Source organism: Lelliottia nimipressuralis (genome assembly GCF_041464075.1).
Taxonomy (GTDB): Bacteria; Pseudomonadota; Gammaproteobacteria; order Enterobacterales; family Enterobacteriaceae; genus Enterobacter; species Enterobacter nimipressuralis.
This window is the reverse complement of the sequence record NZ_CP167172.1, coordinates 2,028,588-2,047,144: the sequence shown is the minus strand read 5'-3', so window position 1 is coordinate 2,047,144 and position 18,557 is coordinate 2,028,588. Positions and strand designations below refer to the sequence as shown.

At 55.2% G+C, this 18,557-nt stretch carries 19 protein-coding genes; 10 read left to right on the top strand and 9 right to left on the bottom strand.

All coding sequences use genetic code 11. The annotated features are described in order from the left end of the window. Positions 1-43: 43 nt before the first annotated feature. On the bottom strand, positions 44-373 hold the full coding sequence (gene mdtI / locus ACB496_RS09625) for a multidrug/spermidine efflux SMR transporter subunit MdtI (RefSeq protein ID WP_100780328.1): 330 nt from the start codon (positions 371-373) through the stop codon (positions 44-46). Beyond that, positions 360-722 carry a multidrug/spermidine efflux SMR transporter subunit MdtJ gene (mdtJ, locus tag ACB496_RS09620; RefSeq protein ID WP_100780329.1) on the bottom strand — a complete coding sequence of 121 codons (363 nt, stop codon included), beginning with the start codon at positions 720-722 and terminating at the stop codon, positions 360-362. The genes mdtI and mdtJ overlap by 14 nt, the downstream gene beginning before the upstream one ends. A gap of 430 nt (positions 723-1,152) precedes the next feature. Here mdtJ and ACB496_RS09615 point away from each other — a divergent pair, with 430 nt between their 5' ends. Further along, complete coding sequence (locus ACB496_RS09615; RefSeq protein ID WP_100780330.1) at positions 1,153-2,187, top strand: AI-2E family transporter; 1,035 nt, start codon at positions 1,153-1,155, stop codon at positions 2,185-2,187. On the opposite strand, the gene ACB496_RS09610 is transcribed toward ACB496_RS09615, so the two are convergent. The 3 genes from ACB496_RS09610 to umuD form a co-directional block, all read right to left on the bottom strand. Then, positions 2,174-3,106, bottom strand: coding sequence for a zinc-dependent alcohol dehydrogenase family protein (locus tag ACB496_RS09610; RefSeq protein ID WP_371975047.1), 933 nt, complete (start codon positions 3,104-3,106; stop codon positions 2,174-2,176). The genes ACB496_RS09615 and ACB496_RS09610 overlap by 14 nt on opposite strands. Before the next feature lie 61 nt (positions 3,107-3,167). After that, positions 3,168-4,430, bottom strand: a complete 1,263-nt coding sequence (umuC, locus tag ACB496_RS09605; protein WP_100780332.1) for a translesion error-prone DNA polymerase V subunit UmuC — start codon at positions 4,428-4,430, stop codon at positions 3,168-3,170. Continuing rightward, positions 4,414-4,848: a translesion error-prone DNA polymerase V autoproteolytic subunit gene (gene umuD, locus ACB496_RS09600; protein ID WP_100780333.1), complete on the bottom strand. Its 435-nt coding sequence runs from the start codon at positions 4,846-4,848 to the stop codon at positions 4,414-4,416. Before umuD ends, umuC begins: the two co-directional genes overlap by 17 nt. A gap of 124 nt (positions 4,849-4,972) precedes the next feature. Between umuD and ACB496_RS09595 the strand changes: the two genes are divergently transcribed. Further along, on the top strand, positions 4,973-5,269 hold the full coding sequence (locus tag ACB496_RS09595; RefSeq protein ID WP_102103601.1) for a putative quinol monooxygenase: 297 nt from the start codon (positions 4,973-4,975) through the stop codon (positions 5,267-5,269). Here the strand turns inward: ACB496_RS09595 and ACB496_RS09590 are convergent. Next, positions 5,259-6,101 carry a hypothetical protein gene (locus tag ACB496_RS09590; RefSeq protein WP_371975046.1) on the bottom strand — a complete coding sequence of 281 codons (843 nt, stop codon included), beginning with the start codon at positions 6,099-6,101 and terminating at the stop codon, positions 5,259-5,261. The two genes, ACB496_RS09595 and ACB496_RS09590, sit on opposite strands and share 11 nt — an antisense overlap. A gap of 747 nt (positions 6,102-6,848) precedes the next feature. On the opposite strand from ACB496_RS09590, the gene ACB496_RS09585 reads away from it, so the two are divergent. After that, complete coding sequence (locus ACB496_RS09585) at positions 6,849-6,992, top strand: hypothetical protein (protein WP_228483593.1); 144 nt, start codon at positions 6,849-6,851, stop codon at positions 6,990-6,992. A 33-nt stretch (positions 6,993-7,025) separates the two neighbouring features. Here ACB496_RS09585 and ACB496_RS09580 read toward each other — a convergent pair whose 3' ends face one another. Next, positions 7,026-7,892, bottom strand: a complete 867-nt coding sequence (locus tag ACB496_RS09580) for an aldo/keto reductase family oxidoreductase (RefSeq protein WP_371975045.1) — start codon at positions 7,890-7,892, stop codon at positions 7,026-7,028. A gap of 107 nt (positions 7,893-7,999) precedes the next feature. Here ACB496_RS09580 and tcp point away from each other — a divergent pair, with 107 nt between their 5' ends. Beyond that, positions 8,000-9,658 (top strand): methyl-accepting chemotaxis citrate transducer, encoded by a 1,659-nt coding sequence (gene tcp / locus ACB496_RS09575; RefSeq protein ID WP_100780339.1) that lies wholly within the window; start codon positions 8,000-8,002, stop codon positions 9,656-9,658. 5 nt (positions 9,659-9,663) lie between these two features. Here the strand turns inward: tcp and smrA are convergent, their stop codons facing one another. Then, the gene (gene smrA, locus ACB496_RS09570) at positions 9,664-10,227 is read right to left on the bottom strand and encodes a DNA endonuclease SmrA (RefSeq protein WP_248860133.1); all 564 of its coding nucleotides are present in this window, start codon (positions 10,225-10,227) and stop codon (positions 9,664-9,666) included. 334 nt (positions 10,228-10,561) lie between these two features. Next, entirely contained in the window at positions 10,562-11,482 is a 921-nt protein-coding gene (locus ACB496_RS09565) for a LysR family transcriptional regulator (RefSeq protein ID WP_107703668.1), read from the bottom strand. Between the two features lie 175 nt (positions 11,483-11,657). On the opposite strand from ACB496_RS09565, the gene ACB496_RS09560 reads away from it, so the two are divergent. The 6 genes from ACB496_RS09560 (at position 11,658) to uspE (ending at position 18,529) form a co-directional block, all read left to right on the top strand. Continuing rightward, a complete protein-coding gene (locus ACB496_RS09560) occupies positions 11,658-12,968 on the top strand; it encodes a M20 family metallo-hydrolase (protein WP_371975044.1) in 1,311 nt (436 codons plus the stop codon). Then, positions 12,968-14,413, top strand: a complete 1,446-nt coding sequence (locus ACB496_RS09555; protein ID WP_371975043.1) for a M20 family metallopeptidase — start codon at positions 12,968-12,970, stop codon at positions 14,411-14,413. The genes ACB496_RS09560 and ACB496_RS09555 overlap by 1 nt, the downstream gene beginning before the upstream one ends. Positions 14,414-14,455: 42 nt before the next feature. Continuing rightward, positions 14,456-15,982, top strand: a complete 1,527-nt coding sequence (abgT, locus tag ACB496_RS09550) for a p-aminobenzoyl-glutamate transporter (protein WP_248860129.1) — start codon at positions 14,456-14,458, stop codon at positions 15,980-15,982. Positions 15,983-15,992: 10 nt separating this feature from the next. Further along, on the top strand, positions 15,993-16,505 hold the full coding sequence (gene ogt, locus ACB496_RS09545) for a methylated-DNA--[protein]-cysteine S-methyltransferase (RefSeq protein ID WP_371975042.1): 513 nt from the start codon (positions 15,993-15,995) through the stop codon (positions 16,503-16,505). A gap of 184 nt (positions 16,506-16,689) precedes the next feature. Continuing rightward, entirely contained in the window at positions 16,690-17,442 is a 753-nt protein-coding gene (gene fnr, locus ACB496_RS09540) for a fumarate/nitrate reduction transcriptional regulator Fnr (RefSeq protein ID WP_014070017.1), read from the top strand. A 136-nt stretch (positions 17,443-17,578) separates the two neighbouring features. Then, on the top strand, positions 17,579-18,529 hold the full coding sequence (gene uspE, locus ACB496_RS09535) for a universal stress protein UspE (RefSeq protein ID WP_100780346.1): 951 nt from the start codon (positions 17,579-17,581) through the stop codon (positions 18,527-18,529). The last annotated feature ends 28 nt before the right edge of the window (positions 18,530-18,557 follow it).

Sequence of the window (18,557 nt, the reverse complement as noted above, 5' to 3'; positions counted from 1 at the left end):
AGGTAGCGAATTTCGCTGCCCGTAAATACAGGCAGCGATCACATCAGGCCAGTTTTATCATGATCATGCCGGCGAGCAGCAGGACCAGGCCAATCCAGCCTTTACGGTTCAGACGTTGGCCGAACAAAATCCAGCCCGCCGCCAGCGTTGCGGCGATACCGAAACCGCCCCACAGGGCATAGGCCACGGAAAGATCGATCCCTTTCACCGCCTGGGACAGCGCGCTGAACGCCCCCAGCACTGCGGCGATTGACATCAGGCCGTAGACTTTACGGCGGAAGCCATCAGAGAATTTCAGGAATACGTTGGCGGCAATTTCCAGCACAATCGCCAGTGCCAGCCACGCCCCATGTACCCACTCAAACTGTTGCATGAGTTGGCTCCTGTGGCTGTTTTTTGCCTTTGCGGGTGCCCGATTTGATCAGCACAATGCCCGCGACCAGGGTGGTCAGACCGGCAATTTTCATCGTTGACAGGGTTTCATCAAATAACATCACGCTGAACAGCGTGATTAACAGAATACCGATCCCCTCCCACAACGCATACGCCACGCCGAGGGCGATCTTTTTAACCGCGAACGACAGGAAAATATACGAAAGGGAAATCATCACCAGCATTAAAATAAATCCGGTGTTGCCATCGCTGACACTTGCCCATTTCATCGACAAGGTTCCGGTAATTTCAGCGATAATGGCCAGGGCTAACAATATCCAGTAAAACATGGTACTTCTCCTGCATGAGAATATAAATCACTGCAGCTTGTCGAAAACGACAAACCCAAAAATATGAAATAAATCAGATAGCCAGACGCATGGCGTCAGCTCAGGCAGAAGACGGGACTATAGCGCGTTGCGCCAGTGTTGCTCACCGGACAGCAGGCAGAGGGAGGTGGAAAATACAGCGGTGTTTTTTGAAAAGTACGTCCTGAACAGATTGTCCATAATATTACAATTATCCGCGGTATTGCTTCTCGTCATTGCGGATGAAAATTGTCCTCGGTAGTTAAACACGCCTGATTTGTACCATAAGCTAAGGATTTACTCAAAACATTTTCAATTCTTTACCCTGCCCGTTTTATTTTCGTTCGCATATAAAATGCGCGTTGCCGTTATTATCATTATTATAAATAAAAAGCGTCACGCGGGAACTCACATGGCTAAGCCCATCATTACACTGAACGGACTGAAAATTGTCATCATGCTCGGCATGCTGGTGATCATTCTTGCGGGGGTACGTTTTGCCGCCGACATCATTGTGCCCTTTATTCTGGCGCTGTTTATCGCCGTGATCCTCAACCCGCTGGTGCAGCGCATGGTGCGCCTGCGCGTCCCGCGGGTGCTGGCGATTACGTTACTTATCACGGTGATTATTCTGGCCATGGTGCTGCTGGTGGCGTATCTGGGCACCTCCCTGAACGAGCTGGCGCGCACCTTGCCGCAGTACCGCTCCTCGCTGGTCGTGCCGTTACAGCATCTCGAACCCTGGCTGCAGCGCGCCGGGATTGAAGTCTCCGTAGAAGAGTTGCTGAAGTACATCGACCCCAATGCCGCCATGACGCTGGTAACGGCGCTGCTGTCACAGCTTTCGAGCGCGATGACCTCGATTTTCCTGCTGCTGCTGACGGTGGTGTTTATGCTGATTGAAGTGCCGCAGCTGCCCGTGAAGTTGCAGCAGATGATGTCCCGCCCGGTTGAGGGGATGGAGGCGATTCAGCGGGCGCTGGACAGTGTTTCGCGCTACCTGGTGCTGAAAACGGCCATCAGTATTGTGACGGGTCTGGTGGCGTGGGCCATGCTTGCCGCGCTGGACGTGCGCTTCGCGTTTGTCTGGGGGCTGCTGGCCTTTGCGCTCAACTATATTCCCAACATTGGCTCGGTGCTGGCCGCCATCCCCCCTATCGCTCAGGTGCTGGTGTTTAGCGGACTGTACGATGCCCTGATCGTGCTGGCGGGATATCTGGTGATAAATCTGGTGTTCGGCAATATTCTCGAACCGCGCATGATGGGGCGTGGGCTGGGGCTGTCCACGCTGGTGGTCTTTTTATCGTTGATCTTCTGGGGCTGGCTGCTCGGCCCGGTCGGGATGCTGCTCTCCGTGCCGCTGACCATTATCGTGAAGATTGCCCTCGAGCAGACGGTGGGCGGTCAGAGTATTGCCGTTTTGCTGAGCGACGTCAGCCATCGCTGATCGCAAACACCGGCTTCGCGATCCTGCCCGCCTCGCGGTAACACGCCAGCGCCGGACGCCACGCTGTAAGGGAAAACAGCGTGGCGTCGCCGCCGTGGCTGGCCTGCAGTTTCGGCCAGATTTCACGAAACTCCCCCTGCCACTCGGCCACGCTCATTCCCGCCAGGTAATTACGGATATGAAACCAGCGCACCTGCGGCTGTTGCCGGAACAGCTTCCCGGACAGCAGACCGTAGCTGACAAACACGCCTGCCGCAGGCAGCGTATTCAGGATCTGCTCGGCCACCTCGCCACCCGTGGCGTCGTAGACAATATCCGTCTCATTGGCGATGGCGTGAATCGCCGCCGTGTCGTGGTGCGATATTGGCGTGATCCCCCGCGCCACCAGCCGGTCGGCGTGAACCACTGAACGATGAATGCCGTACACGGATTCGGCCCCCGCCTGAAGCGCCCACTGTCCCAGCAGGAGCGCACAGTCCGATCCGGCGGCCGTCAACAGCACGCGTTTTCCCCGTGGCGGAGAGTGTTTTAACATCAGCTGCGCGGCCAGCGGATTGATGTACGCGCGCGCGGCAAGCACGGAATCGATAAAGTCGGGCACAGGAACCGCCAGATCCGCCGGGCAATCCACCACCTGCTGCCAGGTTCCCTGTCCGCGCAGCGGCAGCACCCGTTTACCGGTCCAGCCGGGCGGCCCGTCAATCACCACCCCAACCCCCTCGTAACCTGCAATGGCAGGCAGCGGCGTGCGATGGCGATAAGCCCCGGTAATGGGGATCAGATCCGAGGCGTTGACCGGCGCGAACAGCATCTGCACCCGTAACTGGCCGGGAGCCAGCGGCCCGCAGACGGAGGATTCCAGGTGCAGCACCGATTCCGACTCACCAAAACGGCGGTACATTAGCGCAACGTTGTTCATCAGCGGCCCCAAGCAGAGTTAAACCGCACGAGTTTACTGTCTCGCGCGACGAGGGAAACGACTATTTTGCCACAGGCAAATCGGCGTAGCGTGTCGTATACCCCGGCGACAGCATTTCGCGTTTCATCGCCCAGCTTTTCTGGCTGCCCTGACCGGCAAACCAGACCGTTCCACGCCCGGAGAGATTGAGCCGATCGATAGTCTGCATCAACGCCTGGCTGTTGTTTCGCGGCTGGTATTCATCAAACAAATTCAGCTGCGCGACCCCCTGGCTGAAAAAATCGCTCAGCATCACCCCCGCTTTCATATAGCGAAAACCGTCCTGCCAGATCCGCTCCAGCGCATGGCTGGCGACGCGGATGATATCGCGCGTGTCGTTCGACGGGATCGCCAGACGACCGCTGGCCTGAGGGCCATAAAACACTTCATTTTCCGCGTGCGGGCTGGTGCGCATAAACACGCTGATCACGCAGCAGAACTGCTTTTCTGCCCGCAGCTTCTCGGCGGCACGTTCCGCGTAAGCGCACACCGCCTGCTGCATCTCGCGGTACTCCGTAATGCGGTGCCCAAAGGAGCGGCTACAGATGATCTGCTGTTTCGCTGGCGCGAATTCATCGATCTCCAGACAAGGCTCGCCGCGCAACTCACGCACCGTGCGCTCCAGTACCACATTGAAATGTTTACGGATCACCCAGGTTGAGCACTCCGCCAGCTGCAGCGCGTTTTCAATGCCCATCTGATTGAGTTTTTTGCCGATGCGCCGCCCCACGCCCCACACTTCGCCCACCGGCACCAGCGCGAGCAGCTTTTGCTGACGATCCGGATCGGACAGATCCACCACGCCATCGGTCTTACGCCAGGTTTTGGCCGCAAAGTTGGCCAGCTTGGCGAGGGTTTTGGTCGGCGCGATACCGACGCCAACGGTCAGCCCGGTATTTTTCAGGATCTGCTCGCGGATCTGACGGCCAAATGTCTCAAGCGCGATGCAGTTCGCCACGCCGGAGACATTAATAAAGGCCTCATCGATGGAATACACTTCAATCGCAGGCGCCATCTCCGCCAGGATCGTCATCACGCGATGGCTCAGGTCTGCATACAGGGCGTAGTTGGAGCTAAACACCGCCACTTTTTGCCGCCGCAGTTCGTCTTTGATCTTGAAGTAAGGCGCACCCATCTTGATGCCGAGCTTTTTGGCTTCTGCCGAGCGGGAAATAATGCATCCGTCGTTGTTGGACACCACCACCACCGGTTTGCCCTGCAGATCGGGGCGAAACACCGTCTCACAGGAGGTGTAGAAGCTGTTGACGTCAACGAGCGCGAACATGTTTGTGCGATTTCACGGTGTGCGTTACCACGCCAAAGAGCTGCAGCTCGTCCTCTGACTGGAAAACGATGGGAGAATAGTGCTTGTTGTGCGGCAGCAGATGGAGGTACGGGCGGGTGCGCAGCTCTTTCACGGTGAACTCTCCCGCAATCGCCGCCACCACAATATCGCCATGTTCCGCCGTTAACGATCGGTCGATCACCAGCAGATCCCCGTCGCCAATCCCTGCGCCGATCATGGAATCCCCGCTCACTTTCACAAAATAGGTCGCACTGGGATGTGCGATGAGCAGTTTGTTCAGATCGAGACGATCTTCGACATAATCCTGCGCCGGACTGGGAAACCCGCACGGGACGCGCTCCAGGAAAAGCGGTAATTCGATGATTTCTTTATGTTCACATGAAAAAACAGGATTCATGATAGCCAACCCGATAATAACTGTATATAAATACAGTATTATGCATTTAGCAATCAGATCAAGTCGATTCTGGCCCGCGAAAATGAAGCCGTTGAAGTCACACGGAATTTAAAAAGGAGAGATCATGCTGAAAGTCATCGCGGAAGATTTTATTAAACCGGAAGCCATTGAGACCGTACTCCCGCTCTACCGCGCGCTGGTGGAGGCCACCAAACGGGAGCCGCTGTGCATTGCCTACGATTTATATGTGGACGAGAAAGATGCCGGGCATTTTGTTTTTATCGAAGAGTGGCCGGATCGCGCCGCGCTGGATGCGCATTGCGCGAGCGAACACTTCAGACGGCTGGTGCCGATGATTAACCAGCACCAGCGAAAAGCGCCAACCTTTATTCTGATGGGCGGTTTCAGCCCTACAGTTTAAACGTGAAATCAGCGATATACCGCTCGCCGCCTTCGGCAATCGCCTTCGACAGCTTCTTGTAATAACGCTCAACGCCGTAGGCTTCGATGTGCTGGATTTGAGCGCGAACCGGCGCGCAAAACAGCTCGGGGTTACCGGCCCCCACTCTTTTGCTGTTGGGCGGCAGCTCGGACGAAATCGCTTTAAACCAGGTGCGCACGGCGCTCTTCAGCGTGGCGGGCACTTTGGCGACGTCGTCGATGCCCGTCAGCACCTGCACCGTGGGAAACTGGTTGGCCTCGACGGCTGTTTTGAGGCGGTTAAAGAACTGGCTGAATAATTCAAACGAGCTTAAATCAGAAATCTTCTGTTTCGTGGAGCCACGGGTTTTGCTGGCCACTTTCGCACCGCTTCTCCCGCGTTGAGGGCTTTCTTCGAGTTGCAAATCAAACAGCAGATTGCAGTGCTCCCGACGTTTTTTCACATCGGAGAACATTTCCAGAAACGTAGAGATAAACTGCGGCGTCATCAGATCGTGAAGCTCATGGTTCACCAGCCACTGGGAGCGCGCAAACGCGCCAGGTGTAATGAACCAGTCCGGTGTGTCGGTGAAGCGCCTTGACCGACCTTTGCTGTCAAATTCGACGAACTCAGCCCCGTTCGCAAAGGCGAAACGGCAGTTCTTCAGACTGATAATAGTGTGGTTCATGATCAACGCATCTTTGATAAATCTGGCCACCACCGCACTCATCACAAAGGCGGTGTGCTTATCATCACGGATGACATACTTCAGATCTTCGACAGACTTCACGCCGGGTTCAAGATTATCGAATTCCAAGAAAAGGTGATACATGCCGATGACTTCCTGATAGCGCCAATCCGCAAAGGATAACACAGATTAATATTAGGGTTGTTAATTGCCAGTATCCCTTTGCAGACACAATATACACTTAACGCACACTACAACATAAAACATAGCACACTAAAAAAAATAAAAATCATCACTTCACATAAAAAATAGACACTACAAACTCACTAAAATAAAACTTTTTCAGAATTTTATGCTGTTTTTACGCCTGCTCTTGCAATCGTTCTTTGCAGAAATGTTACATCTTTCGCGCCCTCTCTCTGGCGCACTATCGGCGAAAAATGGGACTTTCCGAATTTTAAGTGCATAAAAAAGCATTTTATTGCATAGGTAAAGATCCCACGTTGAGGTGATGTTTAATTGTTTACATCCCTGTAATTCATTGAGCAGATTTATGATTAAGCCAGAAGCTCTCATGCAGGATCTCATCCCGATAATGGAAGCGTTTACACACTATGCAAAACCGGATGATTATTTTCCGCTGTTTTACACACTTTCCATACTCAAGCCTTTCCCCTTTCAAATGAAAATCGGCACAAAAACCAGGCGCGTTTTTAACGGATTTAATACAAATTAAACCGCAGTTTCAGAAAGTTGACTTGTAATCACTCTCCACGCATATTTCACAGCACGAATTAACAAGACAACGTTTGGAGGACTTGAGCAATGCCAAGCCGAGATTACCCGGACAAGCGTGTAGCACGCGGTACAGCAAAGGATGCTAACTTAAAAATGTTGAGCGCGAGGATTGAATCCACGCTGGTCGAATATGTCAGAGCCACGGCGTATGAAACGCGGCTGAGTAAGCAGGAAATTATCGCTGAGGCGCTAGAGCTGCACAGAAGAAGCCGAATGACGGAAGCGGCCACGGAATAAAGGCGTGGCCGCCTGTTTACCTGGACAGACGGGTTATTCCGCCAGCGCGTCCAGAGCAGCCAGGGCGTCATCCGGCAGCACCAGATCGCCAGCCGCCAGGTTTTCGCGCAGATGTGCCACCGACGAAGTGCCAGGAATCAGCAGGATATTCGGCGAGCGTTTCAGCAGCCATGCCAGTGCAACCTGCATTGGCGTGGCACCCAGTGAATCAGCAACCACTTGAAGGCCGGACGATTGCAGCGGCGTGAATCCCCCCAGCGGGAAGAACGGCACATAGGCAATCCCCTGCTCCGCCAGCTCATCGATCAGCGCATCGTCGCGACGATTAACGATGTTGTAGAGATTCTGCACGCAGACAATCGGCGTGATGCTCTGCGCCTGCGCAATTTGCGTGGCAGTAACATTGCTCAGCCCAATGTGTCGTACCAGCCCCTGACGCTGTAATTCCACCAGCGTAGTTAAAGGTTCTTCGATCGATCCCTCTGCAGGGCCGTGAGCGCTAAACATGATGCGTAAATTCACCACATCCAGCACGTCCAGCTGCAGGTTTCGCAGGTTATCATGCACCGCCTGCGTCAGCTCCTGCGCCGAAAAGGCCGGCAGCCAGGAGGCGTCAGTTCCGCGACGGGCACCAATTTTCGTTACCAGCGTCAGATCGTCACGGTACGGGTGCAGTGCTTCCCGAATCAGCTGATTGGTCACATGCGGGCCGTAGAAATCACTGGTATCAATATGATTCACCCCTGCCGCCACCGCTTCGCGCAGCACTGCCAGCGCAGCCGCTTTGTCTTTTGGCGGACCAAATACACCGGGACCAGCAAGTTGCATCGCGCCATAGCCGAGTCGGTTAACCGCGCGAGTCCCTAACGTATAACTGCCACTTTTCTCAATACGGGTCATATGCGTCTACCTGTCTGACTGCCAATTAAGCAGTAGTAAAATTAAAGTTTAGCCCCACTACGTCGATAACAATGATGCAACTTCTGCACATCAAATGGGCTTCCGTCATGCTGAAAAATCTGCACGTTATTACCGGGATTGTCTTTGCTCTCACTATATTCTGCCTGTTGCAAGTCGTCACGGGGGGATTGTTTTATTCCGCTGTCAGCAATGACCGTCATAACTTCCAGAACTCAGGCAACCTGAATGCGCAGCAGGAGAGCCTGAGCGACAGCGTCAACACGCTGGTCAAAACTCGCGTCACGGTGACACGCGTCGCCATTCGTTACCTCAAAAATCAGCGCGACCCGGCCTCTCTGGCGGCGATCAATAAGCTGCTCGGTAACGCCAGCGATTCCCTGACCAAAGCGGAAAACTACTACAGCGCCTGGCAGGCCATGCCTCCGGTGAAGGGCCAGCGCCCGGAACTCACGGCTGAAATGCAAAAAGCGTACACCCAAATGCATGAGGTGATGCGCCTGTCGATTGAGTATCTGCGCGCGGATAACTATCAGGCGTATGGCGATCTCGACGCGCAGCAGGCGCAGGATGGGATGGAAGCCGTCTACACCCAATGGCGGGCGGAAAACAACACCCTCTTGAAAGCGGCGGCTAAAGAGAACCAGAACAGTTTTACCCATATGCAGTGGACGCTGGGCACCATTTTCCTGGTGGTGGTAGCGGTACTGATTGTGTTCTGGCAAGGATTGCAGCACCTGCTGCTGAAACCTCTGCGCAGCGTGATGAATCATATTCGCACCATCGCCAGCGGCGATTTAACACAAGCTATTTCCATCGACAGCCGTAACGAGATGGGCCAGCTGGCGGCCGGGCTTCATGAGATGCAGACGTCGCTGGTCACGACCGTCAGCGCGGTGCGCGGCAGTACCGATTCTATCTACACCGGCGCGGGCGAAATCGCCGCGGGCAGCAATGATCTCTCGGCCCGTACCGAGCAGCAGGCCTCTTCGCTGGAAGAGACGGCGGCCAGCATGGAAGAGCTGACGGCCACGGTAAAACAGAACTCAGACAACGCGCGGCAGGCAACGCTGCTCGCGAAAAACGCATCGGAAACGGCGGATCGCGGCGGGCGTGTGGTGGATAACGTAATCCGCACGATGACCGAAATTGCCGACAGCTCCCAGCAAATTGCGCACATTACCAGCGTGATCGACAGCATCGCCTTCCAGACGAATATTCTGGCGCTAAACGCCGCGGTGGAAGCGGCGCGAGCCGGTGAACAAGGGCGCGGATTTGCCGTGGTCGCCGGGGAAGTTCGCACCCTGGCGAGCCGCAGCGCACAGGCGGCGAAGGAGATCAAAGCGCTGATCGAAAATTCCGTCAGCCGGGTGAATACCGGCTCCGGCCAGGTGAGCGAGGCCGGGGAAACCATGAAAGAGATCGTCGCGGCCGTCACCCGCGTAACCGATATCATGGGTGAAATCGCGTCGGCGTCCGATGAACAGAGTCGCGGTATTGAGCAGGTGAGTCTGGCGGTTTCGCAGATGGATAGCGTGACGCAGCAAAACGCCGCGCTGGTGCAGGAGTCGGCTACGGCGGCAGCGGCGCTGGAGGATCAGGCGGAACAGTTGCGCCAGGCCGTCGCCGCATTTCGCCTGAACGTACAAACGCAGACGATCTCCCCGCGCGCGGCAAACCTGAAAACACCGCAGGTATTACGCCCGGCGGCAGCCTCCGCCGGAGATGGTAACTGGGAAACTTTTTGATGCACTTAGCGGCTGCGCTTCGCGTGCCGCTCCCGGTTATCCAGCTTAGCGTCGTCCGATTTTTGTAAGGCTACATAGCACGCACCGCTGCCGCCATGATGGGGCAGCGCAACGCAAACGGCCTGCACGGCGTCGAATTCCGCCAGCCAGCGCGCCAGGTAGCTGCGCACGATATTGGCATGCGAGCCCTCTTCCCGGCCCTTGCCGTGGATGATAATCAGATTGCGTAAACTGTCCTGTTGCGCCTGCTGAATAAATGCAAACAGCATCTGACGGCACTGCTCCACCGGCTGGCGTAATAAGTTCAGGCTGGCCTGACGCGGATATTTACCGGTGCGTAGCTTATCAATGACTCCCCGCTGAACGCCTTCGCGCTGAAACATCAGCGGTTCGGAAAGCGGCAGAACATCGAGGAAGCCGAGGGTGAGGAAGTTATCGAGCTGGGTAGTGTCGATACGCTGACGGGCACGCGGATTGCGGCTCGGTTGCCAGTTAATATCGGTGCTGCGCTTCAGCGGCTGGACATCATCCATGGCGTCAAGAAAAAGCGATTTGTCGTCAGGTTTCATGGTGCTCCTCCCGCTACATCTGAAGGCGTACTATACCTGCGCCAGGCGAGCGTCTCAATATCAGCCGAGCGCCCTGAAAAAATAATAACGCGCAGATATGTATTAAAAAAGCTAATAGATAATCGTGAAGCCGCCTTAAAATAAATTTAACAGGTGATTAAGTGTACAGTTTAAGTTAAAAATAAGTTAAATCATGCACTCCGATCACTTTATTTTTAGAGGAAAGCTGTTATAACTAAATAAACCTGCAACACGGATAATAAGCGGGACTTGCACAAGGATGCACTGCTGTGTGTACTGTAGGGTCTGTCCGATGTCGGCAGGCTCTATTTTTTTATTTCCCTTCGTTGAACATTATTCCACGGGCGTGTCTTCTGAACTGCGTTATTAATGATGCCGTCAACGGTGTTTGTCGGGAATCACGTCTTTGGATTAAATAATAAGCGGCTTTGGGTAATATTTCTTCAACCGGCAACATCACCAGACGATGCGCCAGCAGAGGGTCGCAGCCCAGCTCCTGCGGCAAAATGCTCAAAAAATCGCTTTGCGCCACCAGGCTAATACAGGATGAGAATGTTTCGCACACCACGCCAATTTGCGGTATTTGTGAGCGATGGCGGAATATGTCTTCAAGTTGTTTGTAATAACTTCCGCGCGGCGTGGGCATCGTCCAGTTATAATTCATAAGCTCACTAATGGATTTTGCGCCAATCGCCGGATGGCCTTGCCGACAAAATATGGCGAAGGGTTTTTCGAACAGTTTTTCAAAGGTAAATTCGTGATCGTAAGGACCCTGATAATAGGTATTGATGGTGAAATCCAGCTCTCCCTGGCGTAATTCATTGATCATCGACACCAGTTGCCCTTCCATAATTCGCACTTTCACCTGCGGATGCTGCTCGTGAAAACGGGTGATCACCGCAGGCATTAACGTCCGGGCCACGCTGGCTCCCATCCCGATATTGATCTGCCCGCCCTGCAACCCCTGACGCTGGCGAATATCATCCTGCGCGGCGCGCAGCTCTTCGAGGATCAGGTTGGCGTGCTGATAGAAACTCTCGCCGCATTCCGTCAGCGCCACGCCTTTACTGCGCCGCACAAACAGCTGCGCCGCCATCCCCTCTTCCAGCTCTTTGATGGATTTGGTTAACGCCGGTTGCGACAGATTCATCGCCCGGCTGGCACCGCGAATACTGCCCTGACGCGCCACTTCGACGAACGCGCGGATCTGATGAAATTTGACCTGAAATGACATAGCCCGACCGATAACCGTTGTTTATCAGAGTAAAGAAATTGTCATCTACTTTAATGGAAATGGATGTGCGAGGGTAATTCCTGAACGGTTAAAACTGTGAAAAATTGGTTAGTGATAAGTAAAAACTATCACAGCGTGAAGCAGTTCACATATTTTCATGATGACAGGAAGAGAGATGGATTCATTGACACAATCCCTTCAAAAATTAATGCCTCAGCTGACAACATGGCGTCGTGATTTTCACCAGTATGCCGAATCCGGCTGGGTGGAGTTTCGCACCGCCGCAAAAGTCGCGGAGCTCCTCGATAACCTGGGCTATGCGCTGGCGATGGGCCGTGATGTGGTCGATGCCGACAGCCGAATGGGACTGCCCGACGCGGACACGCTGGCCGCGGAATTTGCCCGCGCCCGCCAGCAGGGCGCGCCAGAGAAATGGCTCAGCGCCTTTGAAGGCGGCTTCACCGGCATTGTCGCCACGCTGAACACCGGTCGTCCCGGACCGACTCTCGCGTTTCGGGTGGACATGGATGCGCTCGATCTCAGCGAAGCCCTCGACGACAGCCATCGCCCATTCCGCGACGGTTTTGCCTCCTGCAACCCAGGGATGATGCACGCCTGCGGCCACGACGGTCATACCACCATCGGCCTTGGGCTGGCGCATCTGTTGAAGCAGAACGAATCCCGGCTGAACGGCACCCTTAAACTTATCTTCCAGCCCGCTGAGGAAGGTACTCGCGGTGCACGCGCCATGGTGGCCGCCGGTGCGCTGGATGGCGTCGACTATTTTACCGCGATCCACATCGGCACCGGTGTCCCGACCGGAACCGTTATCTGTGGGAGCGATAATTTTATGGCGACCACCAAATTTGACGTCCGTTTCACGGGTGTGGCTGCCCACGCGGGCGGTAAACCGGAAGATGGCCGCAACGCCCTGCTCGCCGCCGCCCAGGCCGCACTGGCCCTGCACAGCATCGCGCCCCACAGCGAAGGCGCGTCACGCGTTAACGTCGGCGTCATGCAGGCGGGCAGCGGGCGTAACGTCGTTCCCGCCAGCGCGCTGTTAAAAGTGGAAACGCGCGGCGAAAGCGAGGCCATTAATCAATACGTGTTTGAACGTGCTCAGGCGGTGATCGACGGTGCCGCTGCGCTCTACGGCGTAAAAGCTGAAATGCGCCTGATGGGCGCCGCGACCTCCAGCGCCCCGTCACCGGCATGGGTTGACTATCTGCGTGAACAGGCAAGCCAGGTGCCGGGCGTGCGCCAGGCCATCGACAAAGTGAAGGCCCCGGCGGGATCAGAGGACGCCACGCTGATGATGGCGAGGGTGCAGCAGAATGGCGGGATGGCCTCCTATATGGTGTTTGGCACCGATCTGAGCGCCGGTCATCACAATGAAAAGTTTGATTTTGACGAGCAGGTCATGGCGGTGGCGATTGAAACGCTGGCCCGTACTGCGCTCAATTTTCCGTGGACGCGAGGTGTGTGATGCAGGAGATCTACCGTTTTATTGACGATGCGATTGAAACCCGATGTCAGACCTTCACCGATATCGCGGATGAAATCTGGGATCACCCGGAAACGCGCTTTGAAGAGTTCTGGTCCGCCGAACGTCTGGCGAGCGCACTCGAAGCCGAAGGTTTTGCCCTGACGCGCGAAGCGGGCGGCATTCCGAATGCCTTTATCGCCAGCTTTGGCAGCGGCAAACCTGTGGTGGCCCTGTTAGGCGAATTTGACGCGCTGGCGGGTTTAAGCCAGACCGCGCACTGCGCCACGCCGCAATCAGACACACCCGGCGAGAACGGCCACGGCTGTGGTCATAATCTGCTGGGAACAGCGGCGCTGGCGGGCGCGGTAGCCGTGAAAAGCTGGCTGGAAAAACACGGTGGCAGCGGCACGGTGCGTTTTTATGGCTGCCCGGGTGAGGAAGGCGGCTCCGGCAAAACCTTTATGGTGCGCGAGGGGCTGTTTGACGATGTGGATGCCGCCGTGACCTGGCATCCGGAAGCCTTTGCCGGGATGTTTAACGTCAGCACGCTGGCGAATATCCAGGTCTCCTGGCGCTTTCAGGGGATCGCCGCGCATGCCGCGAATTCGCCTCATCTCGGGCGCAGCGCGCTGGATGCCGTTACCCTGATGACCACCGGCACGAACTTCCTCAATGAGCACATCATCGAAAAAGCCCGCGTGCATTACGCCATCACCAACACCGGCGGGATTTCGCCAAACGTGGTGCAGGCTCAGGCCGAGGTGCTGTATCTGATCCGCGCCCCGGTGATGGCCGACGCCCAGCAGATCTACGAGCGTATTGAAATGATCGCGCAGGGCGCTGCGCTGATGACGGAAACCACCGTCGAACGCCGCTTTGATAAAGCCTGCTCCAGTTATCTGCCAAACCGCACCCTTGAAGGCGCAATGTACAGCGCGTTACAGCATTACGGCACGCCTGCGTGGACGGAAGAAGAGCGCGAATTTGCCGCTGAAATTCGTAAAACCCTCACGCCAAACGATCTGCAAAACAGCCTGAAAAATATCGCTGCGACGGGCGCAGACGAAGGTAAAGCCTTTGCCCGTCGACATCATGAGACGCTGCTGGTGGATGAGGTCGCGCCCTACGCCATCACCGATAATGTGCTGGCGGGTTCCACTGACGTGGGCGACGTGAGCTGGAAAATGCCGGTGGCGCAGTGCTTCAGCCCCTGCTTTACCGTCGGCACGCCGCTTCACACCTGGCAGCTGGTGGCGCAGGGTCGCACCTCTATTGCCCATAAAGGTATGCTGCTGGCGGGAAAAGTGATGGGCGCTACGGCGCTGAATCTGCTGCAGGACGCGTCGCTTCTGCAATCCTGCCGGAATGAGTTTGAACAACAGATAAAAGAACGACCGTACGAGTGTCCGATCCCACATAACGTGACACCGTCACCTTTAAAATAATAAAACACGCAAACAACAACACAACAGTCCCGAGGAACGCCCATGAGTATGTCTTCCATACCTTCGCATTCCCCATCCGGTAAGGTCTATGGCTGGGTTGAAAGGATCGGCAATAAAGTGCCGCACCCTTTCCTGCTTTTTATCTATTTGATTGTGATTCTGATGATCGCCACCGCCGTGCTGTCGGCTTTTGACGTTAGCGTGCGCAGCCCGGCGGATGGCAGCATGGTGGCGGTGAAAAACCTGCTCAGCGTCGAAGGGCTGCACTGGTTTTTGCCGAATGTGATTAAAAACTTCAGCGGTTTTGCGCCGCTGGGGGCGATTCTGGCGCTGGTGCTGGGCGCGGGTCTGGCTGAACGTGTGGGGTTGTTACCGGCGCTGATGGTCAAAATGGCGTCGGTGGTGAACGCACGTTACGCCAGCTATATGGTGCTGTTTATCGCCTTTTTCAGCCACATCTCCTCTGACGCGGCGCTGGTGATTATGCCGCCGATGGGTGCACTGATTTTCCTCGCCGTGGGCCGTCATCCGGTGGCGGGTTTGCTCGCGGCCATCGCGGGCGTCGGGTGCGGCTTTACCGCCAATCTGCTGATCGTCACCACCGATGTGCTGCTCTCGGGGATCAGCACCGAAGCGGCAAAAACCATTGATACCGCCATGCACGTTAGCGTGATCGACAACTGGTACTTTATGGCAAGCTCAGTGATTGTGCTGACGATTGTGGGCGGCCTGATCACCGATAAGATCGTCGAGCCGCGTCTGGGTACATGGGAAGGCAGCCGTGATGAAAAACTGGAGGCACTGAGCAAGGAACAGCGCCATGGCCTGCGCGTCGCAGGCGTCGTCTCGCTGCTGTTTATTGCGGCGATTGCGCTGATGGTGGTGCCTGAAAACGGTGTCCTGCGCGATCCGGTAAAACACACGGTCCTGCCGTCGCCGTTTATTCAGGGCATTGTGCCGCTGATTATCCTGTTCTTCTTTATCGTTTCTCTCGCCTACGGCATTGCCACCGGCAAAATTCGCCGCCAGGGCGATCTGCCCCATCTGATGATCGAGCCGATGAAAGAGATGGCGGGTTTTATCGTGATGGTGTTCCCGCTGGCGCAGTTTGTGGCGATGTTTAACTGGAGCAACATGGGCAAGTTTATGGCCGTTGGCCTGACCGATGCCCTGGAGTCCGCCGGTCTGAGCGGCGTACCGGCGTTTGTCGGGCTGGCGCTGCTGTCATCCCTGCTGTGTATGTTTATCGCCAGCGGGTCCGCCATCTGGTCGATTCTGGCGCCGATCTTTGTGCCGATGTTTATGCTGCTCGGCTTTCACCCGGCATTCGCGCAGATCCTGTTCCGCGTGGCCGATTCCTCGGTGATCCCTCTCGCACCGGTGTCGCCGTTTGTGCCACTGTTCTTGGGCTTCCTGCAACGCTATAAGCCCGAGGCGAAACTGGGTACCTACTATTCGCTGGTGTTGCCGTATCCGCTTATCTTTTTAGGGGTATGGCTGGTGATGTTAATCGCATGGTATCTTGTGGGGCTGCCAATTGGACCGGGGATTTACCCACGGCTTAATTAAGGGACAAAGGATGCTGAGATTACTCGAAGATAAGATTGCCACGCCGCTTGGCCCGCTGTGGATCATTGCCGATGAGCAGTTCAACCTGCGCGCGGTGGAGTGGGAAGAGCACAGCGACCGAATGGTGGAACTGCTGAATATCCACTATCGCGACGGATATGAGCGCATCAGCGCGACGAACCCCGGCGGGTTGAGCGCGAAAATGGCGGACTACTTCGAGGGCGATCTCGGCATCATTGAAACCTTACCGACCGCCACGGCAGGCACGCCTTTCCAGCGCGAAGTGTGGCAGGTGTTGCGCACCATTCCCTGCGGGCAAATTATGCATTACGGTCAGCTCGCCGAGCAGTTAGGCCGCGCGGGTGCCGCGCGTGCCGTTGGTGCCGCCAACGGCTCAAACCCGGTCAGCATTGTGGTGCCCTGCCATCGCGTGATTGGCCGTAACGGCACCATGACCGGCTATGCGGGTGGTGTGCAGCGGAAAGAGTGGTTATTACGCCACGAAGGCTATTTGCTGTTGTAGAAATCCAGGCTTTTAGTGCTTAATTTTCTATGATTTAGGTCATTATTCCACAATCAAGCTGTGGAATTTCAAGAAGATGGCGACACAATGTCGCCACTTGCCGCTATTGATGGTTTCCCAGGCTTACGCACACTCCAAAAAGATGTTAAAATTGACCAATATCAATTAAGGCTTGAGCAGACCTATGATCCCGGAAAAGCGAATTATACGACGCATTCAGTCTGGCGGTTGTGCTATCCATTGCCAGGATTGCAGCATTAGCCAGCTCTGTATCCCGTTTACCCTGAATGAGCATGAACTCGATCAGCTTGATAATATCATCGAGCGCAAAAAGCCTATTCAGAAAGGGCAAACGCTGTTTAAAGCGGGAGACGAACTGAAATCGCTCTATGCGATCCGCTCTGGCACCATTAAGAGCTACACCATCACCGAGCAAGGTGATGAGCAGATCACTGGCTTCCATCTGGCGGGCGATTTAGTGGGCTTTGACGCTATCGGCACCGGCCATCACCCGAGCTTCGCTCAGGCGCTGGAAACCTCCATGGTTTGCGAAATCCCGTTTGAAACGCTGGACGATCTGTCAGGCAAAATGCCTAACCTGCGTCAGCAGATGATGCGTCTGATGAGCGGTGAGATCAAAGGCGATCAGGACATGATCCTGCTGCTTTCCAAAAAGAATGCGGAAGAGCGTCTGGCAGCCTTTATCTATAACCTGTCGCGTCGCTTTGCTGAACGTGGTTTCTCCCCGCGTGAATTCCGCCTCACCATGACCCGTGGCGACATCGGTAACTACCTGGGCCTGACCGTTGAAACCATCAGCCGCCTGCTGGGTCGTTTCCAGAAAAGTGGCATGCTGGCGGTGAAAGGCAAATATATCACCATCGAAAACGGTGAAGCGCTGGCGGTTCTCGCCGGTCACTCCCGCAACGTCGCTTAAGCCTCGCTTCTCTTCAGCCGGATCGATAAATTTTCGTGATTTATTGATCTGGCAAAACCTTATCCCCTGTTTCATTCAACATATATAGGTTACTCTTTTAATTACAGACTGTGGTGACAGTAGTAAGGAGACCTGTATGGCAAAGTATCAAAACATGCTGGTGGCCATCGATCCTAATCAGGACGATCAACCGGCGTTACGGCGAGCTGTCTATTTACATCAACGGATTGGCGGCAAAATCAAAGCGTTTTTGCCGATCTATGACTTCTCATATGAGATGACCACCCTTCTGTCGCCTGACGAGCGCACTGCTATGCGTCAGGGAGTGATCAGCCAGCGGACCGCGTGGATCCGCGAGCAGGCTAAATATTACATTGATGCAGGGATCCCCATCGACATCAAAGTCGTGTGGCATAACCGTCCTTTCGAAGCCATTATCCAGGAAGTGATCAGCGAAAAACACGACCTGCTGCTGAAAATGGCGCACCAGCACGACAAGCTGGAAGCAGTGATTTTTACCCCAACCGACTGGCACTTGCTGCGTAAATGCCCTTGCCCGGTGTGGATGGTGAAAGACCAGCCGTGGCCAGAAGGCGGTAAGGCGCTGGTGGCCGTAAACCTCGCCAGCGAAGAGAATTATCACAACGCGCTGAACGAAAAACTGGTTAAAGAGACAATCCAGCTTGCCGAACAGGTTAACCATACGGAAGTCCATCTGGTCGGTGCGTATCCGGTTACCCCTATCAATATCGCCATCGAACTGCCTGAATTTGATCCGAGCGTCTATAACGACGCTATTCGCGGTCAGCACCTGCTGGCCATGAAATCCCTGCGCCAGAAATTCAGTATCGATGAGAAAATGACGCACGTAGAAAAAGGGCTGCCTGAAGAGGTGATCCCGGATCTGTCGGAGCATTTGCAGGCGGGGATTGTGGTGCTCGGCACGGTTGGGCGCACCGGTATTTCCGCAGCGTTCCTCGGTAATACGGCGGAACAGGTGATCGACCATCTGCGCTGCGATCTGTTGGTCATCAAACCGGATCAGTATCAAACCCCGGTGGAACTGGATGACGAAGAAGACGATTGAGTAGTGTTAGACAGAAAAAGCCGCCAAC